The sequence below is a fragment of the Citrobacter amalonaticus genome, assembly GCF_001559075.2.
GTDB classification, from domain to species: Bacteria; Pseudomonadota; Gammaproteobacteria; order Enterobacterales; family Enterobacteriaceae; genus Citrobacter_A; species Citrobacter_A amalonaticus_F.
This window is the reverse complement of sequence record NZ_CP014015.2, coordinates 4418608-4436762: the sequence shown is the minus strand read 5'-3', so window position 1 is coordinate 4436762 and position 18155 is coordinate 4418608. Positions and strand designations below refer to the sequence as shown.

Below are 18155 nucleotides of genomic sequence, written 5' to 3'. Positions count from 1 at the left end.
CCTGAATTGATACGAGCGGCTCTACACGACGGGCATTTTTCTGTATTTTCCTTTTGTCAGGCGAGAAAGTAAGCATAAATGTTTACTTTGTGTGTAGAATAGGGAACAGGGAGGCGCAGTGAAGCAGAGCGAATTCAGACGCTGGCTGGAATCTCAGGGAGTCGGGGTAACGAATGGATCGCACCATTTGAAGCTCAGATATCGCGGAAAACGCAGCGTCATGCCCAGACATCCGGGTGATGAGATCAAAGAGGCCTGCGTAAAGCCATTTTAAAGCAATTAGGCCTGTCGCCATCATCACTGATATGAGGTTGTTCAGATGAGAGAGTTTGAAATTATGCGCTATCCCGTTCGTCTCGTTCCTGCGCCAGAAGGTGGCTATGTGGTTTCGTTTCCGGATATTCCGGAAGCGCTCACCCAGGGGGAGACCCGCCAGCAATCCCTTGATACCGCACTGGAAGCGTTGGTCACCGCCTTTGAATTCTATTTCGAAGATAACCAGTCCGTCCCGCTACCTTCGCCGGTGAAAGAGGGCGATGACTTTGTTGAAGTTCCGCTCAGCGTCGCGTCAAAAGTCCTTTTACTCGACGCTTTTCTGGCATCAAAAATCAGCCAGCAGGAGCTGGCGAAACGCATCGGCCGACCGAAACAGGAAATTACTCGTCTGTTCGACTTGCGGCATGCAACAAAAATTGATGCTGTGCAGACGGCGGCGCGTGCGCTCGGCAAAGAACTGTCACTTACGTTGTCGTAACCATAACAGTTCTTAGGATGTTGAGTATTTCATTCGCTGATATACACTGCGAGGGTCACCTGCCACGGATCCACGAGTGAATAACAATGAAAAAGTACCAGCGTCTGGCTGAACAACTCTGCGAGCAGATTGCCTCTGGCGTCTGGCAACCTGGCGATCGCCTGCCGTCGCTGCGTGAGCAGGTGGTCAGCAGTGGGATGAGCTTTATGACCGTCGGGCATGCCTATCAGTTGCTGGAAAGTCAGGGGCGGATCATTGCGCGTCCGCAGTCTGGCTATTATGTCGCGCCACGCCCGGTTTATCAGCCAACGGTGCAACCGGTCCAGGTGATGCGCGACGAAGCGGTGGATATCAACACCACTATTTTTGAGATGCTACAGGCCAGCCGGGATGCGTCGGTGATGCCGTTTGCCTCAGCATTTCCCGATCCACGTTTATTTCCCCTCCAGCAACTGAACCGTTCTCTGGCGCAGGTGAGCAGAACCGCAACCGCGATGAGCGTAATTGAGAATCTGCCGCCGGGTAACGCGGAACTACGCCACGCCATTGCCCGTCGCTACGCCTTACAGGGCATTACCGTCTCGCCGGATGAAATCGTCATCACCGCCGGGGCGCTGGAGGCGCTCAACCTCAGCCTGCAAGCGGTGACGGAACCGGGTGACTGGGTGATTGTCGAAAACCCTTGTTTCTATGGCGCGTTACAGGCGCTGGAACGACTGCGGCTTAAAGCGCTGTCGGTTGCCACTGACGTGAAGGAGGGGATCGATCTCGCGGCGCTGGAGCAGGCGTTGCAGGCATATCCGGTTAAAGCATGCTGGCTGATGACCAACAGCCAGAACCCGCTCGGCTTTACTCTCAGTCCGGAGAAAAAGGCGCGTCTGGTTGAGATACTCGATCGCCATAATGTGATGTTGATTGAAGATGACGTTTACAGCGAACTCTATTTTGGCCGGGAGAAACCGCTGCCAGCCAAAGCGTGGGATCGGGCAGACAAGGTGCTGCACTGCTCGTCATTCTCCAAGTGTCTGGTACCGGGTTTTCGCATTGGTTGGGTCGCCGCAGGCAAACACGCCCGCCAAATCCAGCGTTTACAACTGATGAGCACACTCTCCACCAGTTCGCCGATGCAACTGGCGCTGGTCGATTATCTCTCGACGCGCCGTTATGACGCCCATCTGCGCCGCCTGCGTCGTCAACTGGCAGAACGTAAGCAGCAGGCCTGGCAAACGCTGCTGCGCCATCTCCCTGCCGAAGTGAAAATACATCACAACAACAGCGGCTATTTTCTCTGGCTGGAACTGCCGGAATCACTGGATGCGGGCGAACTGACCGCGCAGGCGTTGGCTCACCATATCAGCATCGCGCCGGGGAAAATGTTCTCGACCTCAGACACCTGGAAACGCTTTTTCCGCTTCAATACCGCATGGGGTTGGGGAGAACGTGAAGAAGCTGCGGTAAAACAACTGGGGCAACTCATTCGCGCGCAGATGAAATAAAACGTGCGCGCGATTCAATATAAAAGAATAGCGCGTTCTTATTTAGAAAATATCAGCAAAAAACGTACGACTTTATTTCCCGCAGACCATCATAGGAAATATCAATAGCTTTTACTTTTCCTCCGCGTCAGCTAACCCCTTGTCTATACTCCAGAAGATAACCACATAACGCCGCAGTCCGGGGCGTTATGCGCGTCATGTCACAACCTGATTAAATTTCCTCGTGCCGGGAGGTGCGCTGACGGCGCGCCGACTATTTTTAGGAAAGGACATATATTTACGGCAAGGCTGCCGCTCAATATTTTGCGACAGGAGTAAGATCTTATGAGCAAGAAATTTGCCCGCAGCAGCCTGTGCGCGCTCAGTATGACGCTGATGACCGCGCACGCCGCCGAACCGCCCACCTCTTTAGGCCAGGCCGAAGGCCGCCTGGATATTATCGCCTGGCCGGGTTACATCGAACGCGGTCAGACCGATAAACAGTACGACTGGGTAACACAATTCGAAAAAGAGACCGGCTGTGCGGTTAACGTCAAAACGGCGGCGACATCGGATGAGATGGTCAGCCTGATGGCTAAAGGGGGCTACGATCTGGTCACGGCCTCTGGTGATGCCTCGCTGCGTCTGATCATGGGTAAACGCGTGCAGCCGATCAATACGGCGCTCATCCCGAACTGGAAAAACGTCGATCCCCGCGTGGTCAAAGGCGACTGGTTCAACGTGGCGGGCAAAGTCTACGGCACGCCATATCAGTGGGGGCCGAACCTGCTGATGTACAACACACAAACCTTCCCGACGCCGCCCGATAGCTGGAACGTGGTGTTCGTTGAACAAAACCTTCCGGACGGAAAAACCAACAAAGGCCGCGTTCAGGCCTATGACGGACCGATTTACATTGCCGATGCGGCGCTGTTCGTGAAGGCTACCCAGCCGCAACTGGGGATCTCGGACCCGTATCAACTCACCGAAGAACAGTACCAGGCGGTGCTGAAAGTGCTGCGCGCACAGCAACCGTTGATTCACCGTTACTGGCACGACACCACGGTGCAAATGAGCGATTTCAAAAATGAGGGCGTCGTGGCCTCGAGCGCCTGGCCATATCAGGCGAACGCGCTGAAAGGCGAAGGACAACACATCGGCACAGTGTTCCCGAAAGAGGGCGTCACCGGCTGGGCTGATACCACCATGTTGCACAGCGAAGCCAAACACCCGGTTTGCGCCTACAAGTGGATGAACTGGTCGCTGACGCCAAAAGTTCAGGGGGATGTGGCCGCCTGGTTTGGATCGCTGCCCGTGGTTACCGAAGGCTGTAAAGCCAGTACGCTGCTGGGCGATAAAGGCTGTGAAACCAATGGTTACCGTTATTTTGACAAAATCGCCTTCTGGAAAACGCCTGTCGCTGAAGGCGGTAAATTCGTGCCGTACAGTCGCTGGACACAGGATTACATCGCCATCATGGGCGGTCGTTAACGTCACTGGGGTGATTTATGACGTACGCAGTGGAGTTTGACAACGTCTCGCGCCTGTACGGTGACGTGCGGGCGGTCGATGGCGTCAGTATTGCGATTAAAGACGGGGAATTTTTCTCTATGCTGGGGCCATCCGGCTCCGGCAAAACCACCTGCCTGCGCCTGATTGCCGGATTCGAGCAGCTTTCGGGCGGCTCGATTGCCATCTTTGGCAAGCCAGCCAGTGATTTGCCGCCCTGGGAACGGGATGTGAACACCGTGTTCCAGGACTATGCGCTGTTTCCGCACATGTCGATTCTCGACAATGTCGCCTATGGTCTGATGGTCAAAGGCGTGGATAAAAAACAGCGTCATGCTCAGGCTCGCGAGGCGCTGGAGAAGGTGGCGCTGGGGTTTGTCTTTGAGCGCAAGCCGTCACAGCTTTCCGGCGGTCAGCGTCAACGGGTGGCGATCGCCCGGGCGCTGGTCAACGAGCCGCGCGTGCTGTTGCTGGATGAACCGCTCGGTGCGCTGGATCTGAAACTGCGTGAGCAGATGCAACTGGAGCTGAAAAAACTCCAGCAGTCGCTGGGGATCACGTTCATCTTCGTGACGCACGATCAGGGCGAAGCGCTGTCGATGTCCGATCGTGTGGCGGTCTTTAACAATGGACGCATTGAACAGGTGGATTCACCGCGTGAGTTATACATGCGACCACGCACGCCGTTTGTTGCGGGTTTCGTCGGGACATCGAACGTCTTTGATCCGGCGATGGCCTCGAATGTCTGCGGGATGACGGGCAGTTTCTCGCTGCGCCCGGAGCATATCCGGCTCAATGTCCCAGGCGAGATCCAGGCGCAGGGGGTGATTCAGGCGGTGCAGTATCAGGGTGCCGCCACTCGTCTTGAGCTAAAGCTTACCGGCGGTGAAAAGCTACTGGTCAGCCAGGCCAATCAGACGGGAGAACCCTTTGCGACCACACTTGCACCCGGTCAGCCGGTGATGGTGTCCTGGCCACGCGAGGTCATGGTACCGCTGGTCGAGGAGAGGTGAATGGCAATGAACGTGCTCTCCACGCCTTCACGGCCCGGCGGTTTGAGTAAACTCACCGGTTTTTTCTGGCGTCATCCCGGGCTGGGACTGTTTTTGCTGCTGCTTGGCCCGCTGATGTGGTTTGGTATTGTCTATTTCGGTTCGCTACTGACGCTGCTGTGGCAGGGGTTTTACACCTTTGACGACTTCACGATGTCGGTGACGCCGGATCTTACGCTTGCCAATCTTCGTGCGCTATTTAATCCCGCCAATTACGACATTATTTTACGCACGCTGACGATGGCGATCGCGGTGACGATAGCCAGTGCGATTCTGGCGTTTCCGATGGCGTGGTACATGGCGCGCTATACCCGCGGCAGGATGAAAGCGTTTTTTTATATTGCGGTCATGCTGCCGATGTGGGCGAGCTATATCGTTAAAGCCTATGCCTGGACGCTGCTGCTGGCAAAAGATGGCGTGGCGCAATGGTTTCTGAACCATCTTGGTTTAGAACCCTTACTGACCAGTCTGCTGACGCTGCCAGCCGTGGGAGGAAATACGCTCTCGACGTCGGGATTAGGGCGTTTTATGGTGTTTGTCTACATCTGGCTGCCGTTCATGATCCTGCCGGTTCAGGCCGCGCTGGAGCGGTTGCCGCCGTCGCTGCTGCAGGCGTCCGCCGATCTGGGCGCTCGTCCCCGCCAGACCTTCCGTTATGTGGTTCTGCCGCTGGCGATCCCCGGAATTGCCGCCGGTTCGATCTTCACCTTTTCCCTGACGCTGGGTGATTTCATCGTGCCGCAGTTGGTGGGCCCGCCGGGTTATTTCATCGGCAACATGGTCTATTCGCAGCAGGGGGCGATTGGCAACATGCCAATGGCGGCGGCGTTTACGCTGGTGCCGATCGTGCTAATAGCCCTTTATCTGGCGTTCGTGAAACGTCTGGGAGCGTTCGATGCACTCTGAGCGCGCACCGTTTTTCCTCAAACTGGCGGCCTGGGGCGGGGTTATTTTCCTGCACTTCCCGATTCTGATCATCGCGGCCTATGCGTTTAACACTGAGGACGCGGCCTTCAGCTTTCCACCGCAGGGACTGACGCTGCGCTGGTTTAGCGTTGCTGCGCAGCGTAGCGATATTCTGGATGCCGTGACGTTGTCACTAAAAATTGCCGCGTTATCGACGGCGATTGCGTTGGTGCTGGGCACGCTGGCTGCGGCGGCGCTCTGGCGGCGTGATTTTTTCGGCAAAAACGCCATCTCGCTGTTGCTGCTGTTACCGATCGCCTTACCGGGGATTGTCACCGGTCTGGCGCTACTGACCGCGTTTAAGACGGTCAATCTCGATCCGGGTTTTTTCACCATTGTGGTCGGTCACGCGACATTCTGCGTGGTGGTGGTGTTTAACAACGTGATAGCCCGCTTTCGCCGTACTTCATGGAGCCTGGTGGAGGCGTCTATGGATCTTGGCGCGAATGGCTGGCAAACCTTCCGCTTTGTCGTGCTGCCAAATCTGGGCTCGGCGCTGCTGGCCGGGGGAATGCTGGCGTTCGCGCTGTCATTCGATGAAATCATCGTCACGACCTTTACTGCCGGTCATGAACGGACGCTGCCGTTGTGGTTGCTCAATCAGTTAGGGCGACCACGCGACGTGCCGGTGACGAACGTCGTGGCACTGCTGGTTATGCTGGTCACAACCATTCCGATTCTGGGGGCGTGGTGGCTCACGCGTGAAGGCGACAGCGTCGCCGGAAACGGTAAATAAACAACGATATGGGAAAATGCTATGCAACATCAATTACTGATTAACGGCGAGCTGGTCAAGGGTGAAGGTGAAAAGCAGCCCGTCTATAACCCTGCCACCGGCGAGGTGCTGCTGGAAATTGCAGAAGCGTCTCCCGCTCAGGTGGATGCGGCCGTCCTTGCCGCCGATCGTGCGTTTAGCGAATGGGGGCAGACGACCCCGAAAGTGCGCAGCGAACTGCTGCTGAAGCTGGCGGATGTCATTGAGCAGAATGCGCAAGAGTTTGCTGAACTGGAATCGCGCAACTGCGGTAAACCGCTGCACTGCGCGCTCAATGATGAGATCCCGGCGATTGTCGATGTGTTTCGCTTTTTCGCCGGTGCCGCCCGTTGTCTGAACGGTCTGGCGGCGGGGGAATATCTGGAGGGACATACCTCGATGATTCGCCGCGATCCGGTCGGCGTGGTGGCCTCCATCGCGCCGTGGAACTATCCGCTGATGATGGCGGCGTGGAAGCTGGCCCCCGCGCTGGCTGCCGGTAATTGCGTGGTGATTAAACCTTCGGAAATCACGCCGCTGACTGCGCTGAAACTGGCGGAATATGCCAAAGATATCTTCCCGCCGGGTGTGCTCAATGTGCTGTTTGGCAGAGGCAAAACGGTTGGCGATCCGCTGACCGGACATAAGAAGGTGCGTATGGTCTCGTTAACCGGCTCGATCGCTACCGGTGAGCACATTATCAGCCACACTGCGCCGTCGATTAAGCGCACGCATATGGAACTGGGCGGTAAAGCGCCGGTGATTGTGTTTGACGATGCCGATGTGGATGCGGTGGTGGAAGGCGTGCGCACGTTCGGCTTCTACAATGCCGGTCAGGATTGTACCGCCGCCTGTCGCATTTACGCGCAAAAGGGCGTTTACGACGCGCTGGTTGAGAAACTGGGGGCTGCCGTAGCCAGCCTGAAAACCGGTGCACCGGAGGAAGAGTCGACCGAACTGGGGCCGCTGAGTTCACTGGCACATCTGGAGCGCGTCACCAAAGCTGTTGAGGATGCGAAAGCGCTGGGACATATCAAGGTGGTCACCGGGGGAAAAAAAGTGGACGGGCCGGGCTATTACTTTGCCCCGACGCTGCTGGCTGGCGCTAAACAGGAGGATGCGATTGTCCAGCGGGAAGTGTTTGGTCCGGTGGTCAGTGTGACCGTCTTCGAGGATGAAGAGCAGGTACTGGACTGGGCCAATGATTCGCAATATGGCCTCGCGTCGTCGGTCTGGACGCGTGACGTCGGACGCGCTCACCGGGTCAGCGCGCGTCTGCAGTACGGCTGTACGTGGGTTAACACCCATTTTATGCTGGTGAGCGAAATGCCGCACGGCGGACAGAAATTGTCCGGTTATGGCAAAGATATGTCACTTTATGGGCTGGAGGATTACACCGTGATCCGCCACGTAATGGTTAAACATTAAGGGTAATTTACGCCCGAAAAGTGGCGTGGGAAGATCGTCAGTCGAAGGCAGAGAGAAACCTTCTCTCTGCCTGTCTGCGCCGCAAGCACTCAAGAATTACATAAACCAGCCAAATCTCAATGAGATAAGAGCAAAAAGACCCACAGCAGCAAAGAGATTTATCAACACTACGGTTCTACTGGAAACATTCATATTTGCCACCTTGCGTTAGTGCCCCTTTGTGTATAGTCCGGCATCCTGTGATCCGCAATAGTACGAACCAGGGACTTAACGTAAGCGGCCATAAAAAATGGCAAATGGTTTGACCGAAAGGGATAAAACTTGATGTATGTCAAAAAATGGAGCATATTGCGCGCGATTTATTCCTCTGGCCGGATGCCCGTAAATGTCTTTGTACCAAAAAATGTTGATGTTCTATGCAGTGATGGCCGCGATTGCCTTTCTGATCACCTGGTTTCTCTCGCACGATAAAAAACGCATCCGCTTTCTGAGCGCCTTTCTGGTCGGGGCCACCTGGCCCATGAGTTTCCCGGTGGCACTGTTGTTTTCGCTGTTTTGAGCGGACGTCGCCGGAATCCTTCCCGGCGGATCTCTCAAATCATTGCCAGCAGCGCGTTTAGCGCCTTTTGGTCGGCTTCAGTCACATCCTGCGGATGCTGATATCCCTTGTTTTCCGTTGCCCGCGTATACAGCGCAACCAGCCAGTCATAAACATAGCGGCTGGCGGCGTGCACCGGCTGTTCTTCCAGATGCGTCAGACGCGTCATCGGCTGGCGTTTGACCGCGCTGAAAATCGCCGTTCCTTTCGCGATTCGACTGGCGGGTCGCTCCGTTTCTGCCACGTCGGCATAGCCGAGCCAGGCAATAAAGTTGGCGATGCAGGCGTGCAGCTGAGCGCCGCAAACTTCTTCACGCTGCAATATCTGTTGCAGTTGCTGCGGCAGTTGCAGGCGATAGCTGGCGATCGCCAGTATGTCGACGACCTGACGCAGCGCAGCGGGCGTCAACCCCAGACGCTGCGCCTGACTGTCATCGCGGCTCCACTGACGAATATGGTTGAGCCACAGGCGGTGCGCCTGATAGCCCGTCTCTTTGTTCTCTGACTGCTGCGGCGCGTCACGGACCTCGGCGAAAAGGTCAATGGCCTCATTGAATAAACCGCTGACCTGTTCTTCACGCGGTTGCTGGACGCGGAGCAGGGTTTCAAACTGTTGTACCGCCGGTAACAAACCGTCGAGCAGATCGCCGTGATGCGCCGCCTGCTGCTGTAGCTGTCGAACCACCGCTTCCGCGCTAAGCGCTTCGGCAGGTTGCGCGAGCATCAGTTCACGAACACGCTGTTGATGCTGTTCGCCCAGCGCCTGCAGGCGTGCCTGACGCTGCGGGGCTGAAGTGGCTTGCGACAGCCACTCGATCAGGCGCAGCAGACTGTGTTTGTCCAGCGCCTGCAGGGTGCCCCAGTGCTGGCCTGGTTTTCCCATCAGATGCTGGACCGCTTCGTCCAGATTCTGTTGCGTTGTAAAACGCGCATCTTGCGGCGTAATGGCCCACACGACGCCGGGCAACGCCGTCTCGCGCGTCGGTTGCGTATCGTGCACCCAGTTGAGCAATGTTCTGGCCGTAGACGGTGTTTGCGTGCGGGTGGCGGTGGCGTTGCAGACGACCAGCACGTCGGGCTGCAACTGCTGGCGGTAATGCTCCAACAACCAGCCGAGTTTGGCCTGCCAGAGCGGCTGTGGGTGACAGAGCGGCGCAAGCGGAATATCCAGCAGATCGACGTTATCGAGTACACCATCTTCCACGCTCAGTACCAGCTCGCGGGTCAGCAGAGCCAGTGATTCCTGGGCCAGACTGACGGCGTTAAGTAATTTCTCATTCACGATCGGATGGACAACCACATCGCTTTGCGCCTCTTGCGAGGCCAGAAATTCCTGGGTGATAAAACTCTCAGACGGTAAGCCAAACTGATCGACCAACAGGCTCAGCGGCGCGGCGACTTCGCCGGCATGGCCCGTCTGCTGGAGGACCTGCGCCAGTTTCAGCCACTGCTGCGTCAGTTCTGGCTGTTCACCCCACAGCAACGACCAGGCGCTGGCACGGGTTGAGAGGTCGACCGTCGGGAGCAGCAGGGCAAACTGGTGCCACAGCGCGTCATCAATCTGCTGTTGTGATGCGGGGATACAGCGCTGCCAGAAGCGGGCAATGGTCGCCACTTCCTGTGCCGTCACGCCCTGAACCGGGTGCAACTGACGCAGCGACTGCCACTTCTCAATACGCGATTCGATAATCGCTTTTTCCACCTGCCGGTACGCGGGCTGCGTGCAGGCCTGGGCGATGAATATCTGCACCAGTTCCGCTTCCGTGACCAGCCGCAGGCGTAACGGCCACTCGTCATCCGGTAGGTTCTTTTGCCGTGTAAAGCGCAGCGCCATGTTGGTTGGCGCGTGTCCGGGGTTGAGATGACTGAAATAGTCAAAGCTGCGATCCGGGGTAATGACATTGACCTTACCGTTGCCGCTGCTGCACAGCGCGGCAAGGAGGTGCGCTTTCGCTGCCTGCGAGTAGCCGTAAAGTCCAATGCTGGCGCGATCGTGTCGGGCGGCATTGAGGGCGGATTCGGTGGCGGCAGCGCGGTTGAGTTGCGCCAGCAGCGCATCCGCTTCGTCGTCCAGCGCCATAGCGTGCTGACGGGTGCGATTTACCCACGCGATCGCGGCCTGAGTGGTATTCAACATCTTGCTCATTTCAGGTACACGCTCCCGCTGTCAATCCAGTAATGGCTGCCGCTGTGTCGGCGGTCAGCCAGGGTATTCAGTTTTAAGGTCAGGGCATTTGCCGCCACCGGCGTGCCATCCTGTAGCCACGCATCGCTCAGCACAAACGACTCCGGGCCGGTCTCTTTGTTGCCGCCGCGCAATTGCAGACGCACGTTTAACACGCCGTCACCCGCGATATTCTTCGCCAGATCGGCGGAGTTAATGCTCAGCGTATACAGTGGCGTCGCGGGCCAACGACTGTTCGCCAGTTGGCGGAAACCGAGCGTGACGTTGCCGCGTAGCGGGAAGTGCACGCGGGTGTCGAGCTTCGCACCGGGTTTATCAAGATCGATATCCTGATACCAGACGTTTTCCTCACGTAACGTATTCACCGTATTGTCGAGTACGCCGAGGTAACGCACGGTCGAGTAGGCGCCAATATCAGCGGCTTTAAAGTTAAAGCGCGGCAGGCGCAGATCCAGCGCCAGGCTGCACAGCATTGCGCCGACCGCGGCGGTGGATTTCGGATTGCCGATGCGCCCCTGTTGGCTGAACGGATACCATTCATGGACGCGGTAGTTGTCCATCCACACCATGCGATTGACCGGAACCGGCTGCAGATGGCGGATCAGCGCCTGAACCGCCGGGATACAGGTCGGTCTGCCGGTGACCAGCAGGATATCGCAGCAATAATGTGAAATGGCTTCACAGACCGCATGCAGCGGGGAAGTCAGGGTAAACTGACCTGCCAGCATCGCGTCCTGTAACTGGCTGAACTGCACCTGTAACGGGACGCTAAAGAGATCAAACGTCGGCGAGCCCGACGGCAGGGCGTGATCAATCGCCTGCTGAATGTAATTGAGCACGTTGCGTGTCGGACGATGGTTCAGCAGATCGCCAAAGGTGGCGTGCAGTCCGGCCAGCGGATCGTTAATGTCGCTCTTTTCCCATGCAGAAAGGACCGCGTGACCGAGCGGCATAAAGAGTTGAAGCGCCGTTTGTTGTCGCAAAACAGCCTGGGTATCGATACGCCCGGAATCGCCAAACAGCGTGGCGAGCAGGGCGGCGGCATCCGTCACTCCTGCCTGCTGCAGCCGGGTTTGCAGGGCCGGTAAAATGCATTTCTGGATCACATCCAGCAGCATGTCGTCGCCCGCGACCTTAAAACCTTCGCGGAACAGCAGATGCGGCGTGATTTTTACATTGGCGCCGACGCCGTCGTCCAGTTGATAGTGGACAATCGCCATATCGGTGGTGCCGCCGCCGATATCAATCGAGGCCACGCGTAGCGCCCGGCCTTTCGTTTCGCCAGGTTCCGGCAGACGATCCGGGCGGGCAAGGGTGTTGAAGAATGCTTCGCTGCGTCCGGCGTAATGGGAAATGGCTTCGTTATACAGCCAGACCAGTTGACCACAGCTGGCCTCGTCCCATTCCATCTGAATTTCTGGCACCGGAACCACGCTTTTTTCCTGCTGCTTGCGGGTGCTGAAGTCTTCATCCTGCGGGTGCCAGCCCATCGCTTTCCAGACAAGGGCTATTGCTTCGAACATGCGCAGACGGAAGATTTCACGTTCCTGTTTCGGCATCGCCGAAGGGAGAGTCAGGATCAACGAACGCAACTGACGCGGAGAAGCAGGGAAACCCAGACGCAGTCGGGTCGCGACACTGTTAATTTGTCCCAGCGCCTGGGCGAGGATCTCGCACAGCATGTGGGTCATCAGCGTACTGCGGCTGTACTGAGGTGAAAACACCGGCAGACGATCATCCTGCGGCAGCGAGTAGAGCGGCTGTCCGTCATCGTTCATCAGGTTCATCAGCGGAAAGGCGGTGGCAAGCGGTTCGCGCTGGGTTTTGCTGTTCATCTGGCTGAAGCGCCAGTCATGCAGTACCGGCGTTTCATCCCACAGATAGCGGCGCGGGCTGGAAATGCCGCTGTTACCGTCCGTTCCCGTACGCTGCATCGCCAGCTTGCGCGCTTCGTCACCGACCCGCACAATTGACGGCCAGATGAACGCATCTTCACGGCCGCTTTCGACCGAGAAATGCTGCTTACCAAAGCGGGCTTCTGAAAATTCAAGACGACTGGTGAACAGCGGGTCGTTGAGATACTGCGGTTCGCTGAGCGAACGGACCTGCAGTTCCGCCGTCTGGCGCAGCCCGTCATTGGCGTCGCCGTGATCTTCAATCAAGACGCCGCAGGTATGGGTATTACCGACATCCAGAATCAAATCGACCGGGATCGCCGGGGTACTGAGGGTGTGGGTCACCAGTTTGACTTCCGGTACAGCGAGTTGTTCACCCAGCAGCGTCAGCAGGTTCAGCCAGTGCGCCTGATACTCAAAGTTACGCAGCGCCAGGCTGATGGTCTGTTCAGTCCGGTTTTCCTGCAGGCTGGCGTGGTTGAGGAACGCCTCGCGTAGCCAGCCGTCAATCCAGGTCTGATCGAGAAAATCGGCGATCTCATCATCGCGCCAGGCGAGGGCAAAACGGGTGCCGTTCAGCAGATCGTTTTCGCCGGGCGCAAGCGAGGCGGGGGCATTCTCGCTCAGCTGGCTATCGAGCGCGAGCGTCACGCGATGGGTGTTGCCCGCGCTGTCGGGTTCGGCAAGCTTCCGCACCTGAACACGCGCCCAGTTGTCTGGCCCTTCAACGAAGGTGCGCGGCGGATTAAAACGCAGGAACGGCAGCGGCAGCCAGATGCCGTCGAGAACCTCCAGAGAGTAATGCAGCGTTTGCGTACTTTCCGGTTTCACCACTTCCGGCTGTGAGCCCGGTCGTGCAGGCAGGGTATAGCGACCATTGGCCAGATCGTAATCCAGACGCAGCAGGGGGCCGTTGGCCGTTTTACGCACGAAGCGACCATGATGCGCGGATTCCTGCGGCGTCAGTCCGAAGTCGAGAAACTGTACGCCGCTGTTTGCAATGAGCGTGACGCTCTGTTTGTAATCACACAGATTCACCAGCATAAAATCAGGCCCCTGTCTTCTTGAACGTCAACGGGATCGCGGCTTTCGCATCAAAGCGAGCGGTACAAACGGCGACATCGTTGGTCCCGGTTTTACAGGTGATTTCCGGCATCGGATAACGTGAACCGTCGGTGCAGCGCGCATTACCGCGACTCTTAATCATTAATTCCCCGCTCTGATGTAGCCCTGAGAAGAGATCCGCGCGGCAGACGATGTTATCGCCGTGAACCACGCGCGCCGTACCTTTATTGTTCTGGATCTGGTAACGCAGAGACGGCGCTTTACCGGTGACGGGATCTTTCACGTCCACCATGACACGCCAGTTCCCGTTGAGAAAGCGCGTGGTGCCAGCCTTCATCTGATTCGCATCCATTACCAGCGCGTCTTTCGGGATCGCGGCAATCACCACCGGCTCATCGGCCGGTTTATCTTTTTTCACTGGCGCAATGACCTCTGCCTGATGCAGCGGCAGCGCGACGATGAGCGTTGGCAAAGGCGCCATTTCCGGTTGAGGCGCATTGACCACTTCTGTGGCAATGGCGGGTGTCGGCGATTTCCACAGCAGCGGGGCGGCAATGGCGGCAACGATCACCGCGGCGACAGGCAGACTCCAGAGCGGCAGACGACGTAACGGTTTGACCGGAACAGGCGTCACTTTTTCTTCTGTGATCACGGGAACCGGCTGCGGGGGAATCACCGGTTCAGGCTCGCTGACTGGCACGATTGGCGTGGAGAGCAGCGGTTCATCCGCCTGGGCAAACGTCACTTCAGGAGCGGGCTCTTCGACAGGTTCTGGTTCAATATGAATTTCCGGTTCGGGTTCTTCCTGGATGCGCAGGCATTCCAGTACATCCTCACGGGTGTTCTCATTGAGATTGATAAATCCCCAAAAAGTGATGACCGGTTTGCCATCTACCAGAAAAACGTGATTCTCACCCGGAAACTGGACGGCCTTTTCCAGCAGCGAACCAAACAGCTGCAATGATGTTTTCCCGGACTGCAGGCTTTTGCGGCTCAGCGATGCGGCGCTTTCCAGCGTCGCGGAAAGGTAGCGCAGGGCGCGAAAGCGAGCCTCTTCATCGGCGGCTTTCCACGCGACGGATGCGCCTTCGAGAGGGGAATACCAGTCAACCCGATCGCCGCTGTCATTGACTTGTGGAATGGCGAGACAATCTACCATCGCCTGCTGCTTACGCAGACGGAGCGTTTCACGAATTTGTAGTGCTGAATCAAAGACGGCCTGGCCGCCACCGCCGACGGCCTGATAATCATCCAGATTGCCGCTGCGCAAGAGTGTTTTTGCCACGATAAGGTCCCTAAGACTTTTTCACGCATCTACTTTACGGATTCGTGGCTCAGGCAAACGGTGGAAGAGAGGCAAAAAGGGGTGAATTTTCTGGGCATAGAGGCGTTGACGTTTTCGAAAAGCCTTAACGGAAATTCTGTGGCGAAAGATCCAACAAAAATGCGCGGATTCGCATAACCTGAGACGGATTTGTTATTTTTCAGTTTTCTTAATCTATGCTCCTATAACCCCCTCAATAATAACGATGAAGGTTCATATCATGTCCACAGGGAAAACGCTGCTCGCACTGGCGCTCAGTGCGGTGCTACCGACCGGAGCCGCGCTTGCGGCAAATAACGATACGATTGTTTACTGTTCAGAAGCTTCGCCAGAATCCTTTAATCCGCAAATTGCCAGCTCAGGTCCGTCGTTTGTCGCCAGTTCGCAGGTGCTCTACAACCGGCTGATCAATTTCGACCCGGTAAAAAACACGCCGGTACCGTCGCTGGCAACGGACTGGACCATTTCAGAGGATGGCAAAACCTATACCTTTACGCTGCGTCAGGGCGTGAAGTTCAACAGCAACAAGTTCTTCAAGCCGACCCGCGATTTCAACGCCGATGACGTTATTTTCTCGGTATTACGCCAGAAAGAGGCCACGCACCCGTACCACAATGTGTCGCAGGGCAGCTACGAGTATTTCAACGACGTCGGCTTCGATAAGCTGATTAAAGAGGTGAAAAAGGTCGACGACTACCACGTGCAGTTTGTGCTGAGTGAGCCAAACGCCGCGTTCCTTGCCGACTGGGGAATGGATTTTGCCTCGATTCTCTCGGCGGAATACGCCGACGCCATGCTGAAAAAAGGGACACCGGAAAACGTCGATAACTGGCCGATTGGTACCGGCCCGTACGTGCTGCAACAGTACAAGCAGGATTCGCAGATTCGCTATCTGGCGAACCCGAATTACTGGGACGGCGAGGTGCCGACAAAGCATCTGATCTTCTCCATCACGCCAAACGTTCAGACGCGGATGGCGAAACTGCAAACCAACGAATGTCAGATTATCCCGGCGCCATCACCGGTGCAGTTTGATGAAATCAAAAAGAATAACGATCTGACGCTGCATGCCGTTGAGGCGCTCAACGTCGGTTATCTGGCCTTTAACACCGAGAAAAAGCCGTTTGATAATGTGCTGGTGCGTCAGGCGCTGAACTACGCCACCGATAAACAGGCGATCGTGAAAGCCGTCTTCCTCGGTTCGGCGAAAGTGGCAAAATCACCGATCCCGCCAAACATGATGGGTTTTAACCCGGAACTGAAGGATTACGCGTACGACCCGGAGAAAGCGAAAGAACTGCTGAAACAAGCCGGGCAGGATAAAGGGTTTGAGGTGACGCTCTGGTCAATGCCGGTGCAGCGTCCGTATAACCCTAACTCGCGACGCATTGCCGAGATGATTCAAAGCGACTGGGCAAAAGTGGGGGTCAAGGCGAAGATTGTCTCTTACGAGTGGGGCGAATACCTTTCCGGTATGCGTAAAGGCGAACATGACAGCGCGCTGTTTGGCTGGATGTCGGATAACGGCGACCCGGACAACTTTGCCGATGTGCTGCTGAGCTGCAACAGCATCAAGACCGGATCGAATGCCGCACGCTGGTGCGATAAAGAGTATGATTCACTGGTCCAGAAAGCGAAGCTGGTCAGCAAGCCGGAAGAGCGTGTGAAACTCTACCAGCAGGCGCAAGAGATTTATTATCAGCAGGCGCCGTGGATTGCGCTGGCAAACGGCAAAACGTTCTACGCCACGCGCAGTAACGTGACCGGTTACAGCGTCAGCCTGATGGGCAGTGATTTTTCAAAAGCAAAACTGAATTAAGGAGTTTTTATGTCGCACCTGGATGAGGTCAGCGCCCGTGTTGATGCCGCCATTGATGAGGGCATCATTACCCATATGAACGAACTGTTGGTAGCCCTGAGCGATGATGCGCAGTTAAGCCGCGAAGACCGCTATACGCAACAGCAGCGGTTAAGAACCGCAATTGCGCATCACGGTCGTCAGCATAAGGAAGATATGGAAGCGCGTCGCGAACAACTCACGAAAGGCGGCTCGATCCTTTGATTTTGGTGCAGTGTGCCGGATGACGCTGCGCTTATCCGGCCTACGGGGAAATGGTGTACCGGATGACGGTGCGCTTATCCGGCATAGGGTGTAGGCCTGATAAGCGTAGCGTCATCAGGCGTTCAAAACTGGCGTCTGGCCACCAGCCAGGCGCCGACCACCAGCATTACGGCGCCGCAGACCGGGCCAATCAAGGCTCTGAGCGGGACGCCGTGGCTGCGTAGAATATCCAGTACGAGACCGCCAATGAGCTGGCTGGCGACCAGTACCGCAATCGTGGTCGCAGCCCCCACATGCTGATAGCCGCTGATGCTGGCGAAAACGAAAAACGAGCCCAGCAGCCCCGGAATCAGCGTCCACCAGCGCACGCTGGCGACCAGCTCACCAAATCCCGCCATTCCCTGTTTAAACCACAGAATGCTGACAAACAGCACAATTCCGACCAGCGAGTTCAGTAACATAGCGATCAGGATAGTCGATGAGGTTTGCGTAATCCGCACCATCAGGGTGTTTTGCACCACCAGACCGATACCGGCGGCGATCAGGAAGGCGAGGGTGAGCGACTGGTTCATCCGTGCGCGTCCGGTTCGCGGCGATCGTCAAGCTGTAACTGCATGAAGGTCAGATCCAGCCAGCGGCCAAATTTGGTGCCTACCTGCGGCATCTGCGCTGTGGTGTTAAACCCGAGCGTTTCGTGCAGATGCAATGAGGCGTGGTTCTGTGACTCAATGCCGGCGACCATCACATGTTTACCACAGCGGCGGGCTTCCTCAATTAACCGGCTCAGTAACTGGCGTCCCAGTCCTTTTCCCTGATGATCCGGATGGACATACACCGAGTGTTCGACGGTATGGCGAAAGCCATCAAAGTTGCGCCAGTCCCCAAATGAGGCGTAGCCTGTGACAACGTCACCTTCCACGCTCACCAGTACCGGATAACCCAGCGCCTGCCGCGCCTCATACCATGCGATGCGATTATCAGTATCGACCGTCTGGTCGTTCCAGATGGCCGCCGTATGCAGCACCGCATGGTTATAGATCTCTGCGATGGCGGCGCAGTCCTCTTTGCTGGCGAATCGAATAGACATG

General features: G+C 56.6%; 16 protein-coding genes and 1 pseudogene. 11 read left to right on the top strand and 6 right to left on the bottom strand.

All coding sequences use genetic code 11. From position 1 onward, the window contains the following. Positions 1-118: 118 nt before the first annotated feature. From AL479_RS21400 to patD, 8 genes and pseudogenes are all read left to right on the top strand, one after another. Positions 119-309, top strand: a pseudogene (locus tag AL479_RS21400) (type II toxin-antitoxin system HicA family toxin). A gap of 28 nt (positions 310-337) precedes the next feature. After that, on the top strand, positions 338-754 hold the full coding sequence (locus tag AL479_RS21395) for a type II toxin-antitoxin system HicB family antitoxin (protein WP_146109694.1): 417 nt from the start codon (positions 338-340) through the stop codon (positions 752-754). Between the two features lie 86 nt (positions 755-840). Then, the gene (locus AL479_RS21390) at positions 841-2250 is read left to right on the top strand and encodes a PLP-dependent aminotransferase family protein (protein WP_061077571.1); all 1410 of its coding nucleotides are present in this window, start codon (positions 841-843) and stop codon (positions 2248-2250) included. A gap of 324 nt (positions 2251-2574) precedes the next feature. Continuing rightward, positions 2575-3720 carry a putative ABC transporter substrate-binding protein YdcS gene (gene ydcS, locus AL479_RS21385; RefSeq protein ID WP_061077570.1) on the top strand — a complete coding sequence of 382 codons (1146 nt, stop codon included), beginning with the start codon at positions 2575-2577 and terminating at the stop codon, positions 3718-3720. Between the two features lie 17 nt (positions 3721-3737). After that, the gene (locus AL479_RS21380) at positions 3738-4751 is read left to right on the top strand and encodes an ABC transporter ATP-binding protein (protein WP_061077569.1); all 1014 of its coding nucleotides are present in this window, start codon (positions 3738-3740) and stop codon (positions 4749-4751) included. Next, positions 4752-5696: an ABC transporter permease gene (locus AL479_RS21375; RefSeq protein ID WP_061077568.1), complete on the top strand. Its 945-nt coding sequence runs from the start codon at positions 4752-4754 to the stop codon at positions 5694-5696. It begins immediately after the preceding gene. After that, positions 5686-6492 carry an ABC transporter permease gene (locus AL479_RS21370; protein WP_105291796.1) on the top strand — a complete coding sequence of 269 codons (807 nt, stop codon included), beginning with the start codon at positions 5686-5688 and terminating at the stop codon, positions 6490-6492. The genes AL479_RS21375 and AL479_RS21370 overlap by 11 nt, the downstream gene beginning before the upstream one ends. A gap of 21 nt (positions 6493-6513) precedes the next feature. Then, a complete protein-coding gene (patD, locus tag AL479_RS21365; protein WP_061077567.1) occupies positions 6514-7938 on the top strand; it encodes an aminobutyraldehyde dehydrogenase in 1425 nt (474 codons plus the stop codon). Positions 7939-8034: 96 nt separating this feature from the next. On the opposite strand, the gene yncL is transcribed toward patD, so the two are convergent. Further along, positions 8035-8130 (bottom strand): stress response membrane protein YncL, encoded by a 96-nt coding sequence (yncL, locus tag AL479_RS21360; protein WP_071887673.1) that lies wholly within the window; start codon positions 8128-8130, stop codon positions 8035-8037. A gap of 193 nt (positions 8131-8323) precedes the next feature. Between yncL and ortT the strand changes: the two genes are divergently transcribed. Further along, positions 8324-8497, top strand: a complete 174-nt coding sequence (ortT, locus tag AL479_RS21355) for an orphan toxin OrtT (protein ID WP_042318948.1) — start codon at positions 8324-8326, stop codon at positions 8495-8497. A 34-nt stretch (positions 8498-8531) separates the two neighbouring features. Here the strand turns inward: ortT and AL479_RS21350 are convergent, their stop codons facing one another. The 3 genes from AL479_RS21350 to AL479_RS21340 are packed head-to-tail and all read right to left on the bottom strand — an operon-like array spanning position 8532 to position 14966. Next, positions 8532-10682: a virulence factor SrfC family protein gene (locus AL479_RS21350; RefSeq protein ID WP_061077566.1), complete on the bottom strand. Its 2151-nt coding sequence runs from the start codon at positions 10680-10682 to the stop codon at positions 8532-8534. Continuing rightward, a complete protein-coding gene (locus AL479_RS21345; RefSeq protein ID WP_061077565.1) occupies positions 10679-13660 on the bottom strand; it encodes a virulence factor SrfB in 2982 nt (993 codons plus the stop codon). Before AL479_RS21345 ends, AL479_RS21350 begins: the two co-directional genes overlap by 4 nt. Before the next feature lie 4 nt (positions 13661-13664). Next, the gene (locus AL479_RS21340) at positions 13665-14966 is read right to left on the bottom strand and encodes an SrfA family protein (protein ID WP_061077564.1); all 1302 of its coding nucleotides are present in this window, start codon (positions 14964-14966) and stop codon (positions 13665-13667) included. 259 nt (positions 14967-15225) lie between these two features. On the opposite strand from AL479_RS21340, the gene AL479_RS21335 reads away from it, so the two are divergent. Then, positions 15226-16824: an ABC transporter substrate-binding protein gene (locus AL479_RS21335; protein ID WP_061077563.1), complete on the top strand. Its 1599-nt coding sequence runs from the start codon at positions 15226-15228 to the stop codon at positions 16822-16824. Between the two features lie 9 nt (positions 16825-16833). Next, positions 16834-17067 (top strand): YdcY family protein, encoded by a 234-nt coding sequence (locus tag AL479_RS21330; RefSeq protein WP_061077562.1) that lies wholly within the window; start codon positions 16834-16836, stop codon positions 17065-17067. Positions 17068-17189: 122 nt separating this feature from the next. On the opposite strand, the gene AL479_RS21325 is transcribed toward AL479_RS21330, so the two are convergent. Beyond that, positions 17190-17639, bottom strand: coding sequence for a DMT family transporter (locus tag AL479_RS21325; protein ID WP_061077561.1), 450 nt, complete (start codon positions 17637-17639; stop codon positions 17190-17192). Continuing rightward, positions 17636-18154 (bottom strand): GNAT family N-acetyltransferase, encoded by a 519-nt coding sequence (locus AL479_RS21320; RefSeq protein ID WP_061077560.1) that lies wholly within the window; start codon positions 18152-18154, stop codon positions 17636-17638. Before AL479_RS21320 ends, AL479_RS21325 begins: the two co-directional genes overlap by 4 nt. Between the last annotated feature and the right edge of the window lies 1 nt (position 18155).